Origin of the sequence: Actinomadura logoneensis (genome assembly GCF_003428695.1) — a bacterium.
Lineage (GTDB): Bacteria > Actinomycetota > Actinomycetes > Streptosporangiales > Streptosporangiaceae > Spirillospora > Spirillospora logoneensis.
This window is the reverse complement of the sequence record NZ_QURH01000754.1, coordinates 1-3,746: the sequence shown is the minus strand read 5'-3', so window position 1 is coordinate 3,746 and position 3,746 is coordinate 1. Positions and strand designations below refer to the sequence as shown.

The window sequence follows — 3,746 nt, the reverse complement described above, 5'->3', positions numbered from 1 at the left end:
CGCGGGCACCGGCGAACACCCGCGCCCGCGCCGCGAGGCGGCCCCGCCGTCCGGCCGGTCCGACCTCCGGACGCGGCTGACCGCGCTCTCCTCGGCCCGTGTGAGCGTCGCGACCCCGGCGACGCCCGTCCTGGTCCCCGAGCACGTCGCGGACGAGCTGACGGCCGCCGTGGAGGCCGCGCTGGCCAACGTCCGGCAGCACGCCGGGGAGGCCGCCCGGGCCTGGGTCCTCCTCGAGGACGACGGCGCCGACGAGGTGATCGTCAGCGTCCGGGACGACGGCCCCGGCATCCCGCCCGGCCGCCTCGAACGGGCCGAGGCCGACGGCCGCCTCGGCGTCGCCCAGTCCATCCGCGGCCGTGTCCGCGACCTCGGCGGCACCGTCGCCATCCACTCCGCCCCCGGCGAGGGCACCGAACTCGAACTCACCGTCCGCCGCGCCCCCTGACGGCGTAATCCGCTGGACCGCCGGGGCGGCGCCAGGGCAGGGTGGGCGGATGCTGATCAGGGAGGCGACGGCCGAGGACTGGGCCGCCATCTGGCCGTTCTTCCACGGGATCGTGGCCGCGGGGGAGACGTTCACCTTTCCGGTGGACCTCGACCGGGAGACCGGGCGGGACTGGTGGCTGCTGCCCGCCCCCGACCGGACGGTGGTCGCCGTCGACGGCGCGGGCGCGGTTCTCGGGACGGCCAAGATGAACCGGAACCACCAGGGGAACGCCTCGCACATCGCCAGCGCCAGTTACATGGTCGATCCCGCCCATGCCGGACGGGGCGTGGGGCGTGCGTTGTGCGAGTACACGTTGGAATGGGCGCGCGAGGCCGGGTATCGCGCCATGCAGTTCAACGCCGTCGTCGAGACCAATGTGCGTGCCGTGGAGCTGTACCGGTCGCTGGGATTCGAGGTCGTCGGGACGCTTCCGGAGGGATTCCGGCATCCGGTGGAGGGCTTCGTCGGCCTCCACATCATGCATCGCGCCCTGTGAGTCGACGCATCGCGCCCTGTGAGGTCATTCATCGTGCGCTGTGAGGTCAGGGGCCGGTCTCGCCGACGGCGACCAGGCCCGACTCGTAGGCGTGGATGACGAGCTGGACGCGGTCGCGGGCGCCGAGCTTGGCGAGCAGGCTCGCGACGTGTGCCTTCGCCGTCCCGGGGCTGATGTGGAGGCGTTCGCCCAGCTCGGCGTTCGACAGGCCGCGTCCGACGAGGGTCAGCACCTCGCGTTCACGCGCGGTGACGCCGGGCAGCGCGGCGGGCTCGGGCCGTCGGCCGCGGACGCCGCCCGAAGCGGCGAAGTCGGAGATGAGGCGGCGGGTGACGGCGGGGGCGAGCAGGGCGTCGCCGCGCGCCACTACGCGGACGGCGTTGAGGATGTCGTCCAGTGCCATGTCCTTGACCAGGAAGCCGCTCGCCCCGGCGCGCAGCGCCGCGTACACGTTGGCGTCCTCGTCGTAGGTCGTGAGGACGACGACGCGCGCCGACGGGACGTCCGCGCTGATCATCTCGGTGGCCTCGACACCGCCCATGCCGGGCATGCGCAGGTCCATCACCACGACGTCCGGGCGCAGTTCGCGGACGAGCCGGACGGCCTGGCCGCCGCTCCCCGCCTCGCCGACCACCTCGATGCCGGGCGTCGCGTCCACGACCATCCGCAGCCCGACGCGGACCAGCTCCTGGTCGTCGACGAGGGCGACGCGGATCATCGTGCATTCCGGGGAGTCATCGTGCCGCCCCGGTGAGCGGCAGGGACGCGTGCACGCGGAAGCCTCCGCCGGGGCGCGGGCCCGCGCTGAACCGGCCGTCCAGGAGGGCCACGCGTTCGCGCATCCCGGAGATCCCGTGGCCTCCGCCGCCCGCGCCCGGGGCGCCGCGGCCGTCGTCGGTGATCTCGATGGCCAGGGCGTCCGGGCTCTGGTCGATCGTCACGTGGCACCGGGCGGTGCCCGCGTGCCGGACGACGTTGGTGACCGATTCCTGGACGATCCGGAAGGCCGCGTGGTCGATGGTCGAGGGCAGCGCGTCCCGGACGCCGCGCCACCGCACGTCCACCTCGACGCCCGCCGCCCGCGTCGTCGCGGTGAGGTGGTCGAGTTCGCCCAGGCCGGCCAGGGCGTCCGCACGTGGCGGGGTGTCGGCGGTGGCGTCGGCGCTGCGCAGGATGTCGAGCATTCCGCGCAGCTCGCGCAGGGTGCGGCGGCTGCTGTCCTCGATGGTGCGCAGCGCGCTCTCGGCGCCGTCCGGCGAGGTCCGCAGGACGCGGTGGCCCGCACCGGCCTGGATGGCGATGACGCCGATGCCGTGCGCGACCATGTCGTGCAGTTCGCGGGCGATCCGCAACCGTTCGTCGGTCACCGCCCGGGCGGCCTCGTGAGCGCGCAGTGCCTCGGCGTACTGGCGCTGCTGCCGGACGGACGTCCCGGCGAGCCAGGCGGCGACGATGCCCACGGCGAGCAGGATCTGGAGGCCGAGGAAGCCCGGCACGAGGAGCCGTCCCCAGCCGCCCTCCCGGACCAGGGCCGCCGTCCACGGGACCTCGCCGACCACGAGGGTCGCGCCCATCGCGACGAGCCCGTCCCGGTGGTCGCGTGTGGCGGTGAGGTGGGTGAGGACGAGGGCCGCCGCCGGCAGCAGCGGCCACGCCTGTTGCGGTCGCAGTCCGATCGCCGTGGCCGCCGTGAGCTCGGCCAGGAGCAGTACCAGGACGGGCTGGGGACGCTCACGCGCCCATGCGAGCGGCAGCGCAAGGACCAGCGCCGCCAGCAGGAGGAGCGGAAGGGGCACGTCGGTCCGTCCGTCGGGCCCTCGGACACTGGCACAGGCGGCGACCAGCGTCACCGTCAACGCGGCGGGCGCGCTCACTCTACGGATCACCATTCCGGGATGCACGGAACCGGAGCGTAGGCGCGGCACCGGGGCCGGGGCGTCCGCCTTGGGTCGTATGCCTGCGGGCGTACGCCGGCAGGGCAAGGTGCGGGTTCGGAAACGTGCCCGGAGGCCGATGCCGCGCGTCCGGCGCTCCGCGAGCGTGGACGGCGTGATCGAAGTCAGAGGTTTGACCAAGCGCTACGGGGACGTCGTCGCCGTGAACGACCTGAGCTTCACGGTGCCGGACGGGCTCGTCACCGGGTTCCTCGGGCCGAACGGCGCGGGCAAGAGCACGACGATGCGGATGATCCTCGGGCTGAACCGTCCGACCGCCGGGTCCGCCCTGGTCGACGGCCGCCCCTTCACCGGATGGAGGGCCGGGCTGCACCACGTCGGCGCGCTGCTGGACGCGGGCGACGTCCACCCCGGGCGCAGCGCGCGGGCGCACCTGTCCGCGCTGGCCCGCACCAACGGGCTGCCGTCCCGGCGCGTCCGCGAGGTGCTGGAGGAGGTCGGGCTCGCCGGAGTCGCGCACCGCCGGGTCGGCGGGTTCTCGCTCGGGATGCGGCAGCGGCTCGGGATCGCGGGCGCGCTGCTCGGCGACCCGCCCGTCCTGCTGTTCGACGAGCCCGTGAACGGCCTGGACCCCGAGGGCGTCCGCTGGGTGCGCGGCCTGTTCCGGCGCCTGGCCGCCGAGGGCCGGACGGTGCTGGTGTCCAGCCACCTGATGAGCGAGATGGAGCACACGGCCGACCGGCTCGTCGTCGTCGGGCGCGGCGAGCTCGTCGCCGAGGAGACCGTCGCCGAGTTCGCCGCGCGCGGCGGGCACGCCCGCGTCGTCGTCCGCGCGCCGGAGGCCGCCCGGCTCGTCCCGCCGCTG

Annotated in this window: 5 protein-coding genes; 3 read left to right on the top strand and 2 right to left on the bottom strand. The window is 74.9% G+C overall.

The window, feature by feature from the left end; genetic code table 11:
• A partial coding sequence (locus DZF91_RS26780) for a sensor histidine kinase (protein WP_235834591.1) occupies positions 1 to 448 on the top strand: 448 nt, incomplete at its 5' end.
• Between the two features lie 49 nt (positions 449 to 497).
• A complete protein-coding gene (locus DZF91_RS26775; protein ID WP_117359943.1) occupies positions 498 to 986 on the top strand; it encodes a GNAT family N-acetyltransferase in 489 nt (162 codons plus the stop codon).
• Positions 987 to 1,032: 46 nt separating this feature from the next.
• Here DZF91_RS26775 and DZF91_RS26770 read toward each other — a convergent pair whose 3' ends face one another.
• Both DZF91_RS26770 and DZF91_RS26765 read right to left on the bottom strand, forming a co-directional pair.
• Entirely contained in the window at positions 1,033 to 1,704 is a 672-nt protein-coding gene (locus DZF91_RS26770) for a response regulator (RefSeq protein ID WP_117359942.1), read from the bottom strand.
• 16 nt (positions 1,705 to 1,720) lie between these two features.
• Positions 1,721 to 2,782, bottom strand: coding sequence for a sensor histidine kinase (locus tag DZF91_RS26765; protein WP_199486917.1), 1,062 nt, complete (start codon positions 2,780 to 2,782; stop codon positions 1,721 to 1,723).
• Between the two features lie 253 nt (positions 2,783 to 3,035).
• Between DZF91_RS26765 and DZF91_RS26760 the strand changes: the two genes are divergently transcribed.
• Positions 3,036 to 3,746 (top strand): ABC transporter ATP-binding protein (locus tag DZF91_RS26760; RefSeq protein ID WP_199486916.1); only part of this gene is annotated, 711 nt, incomplete at its 3' end.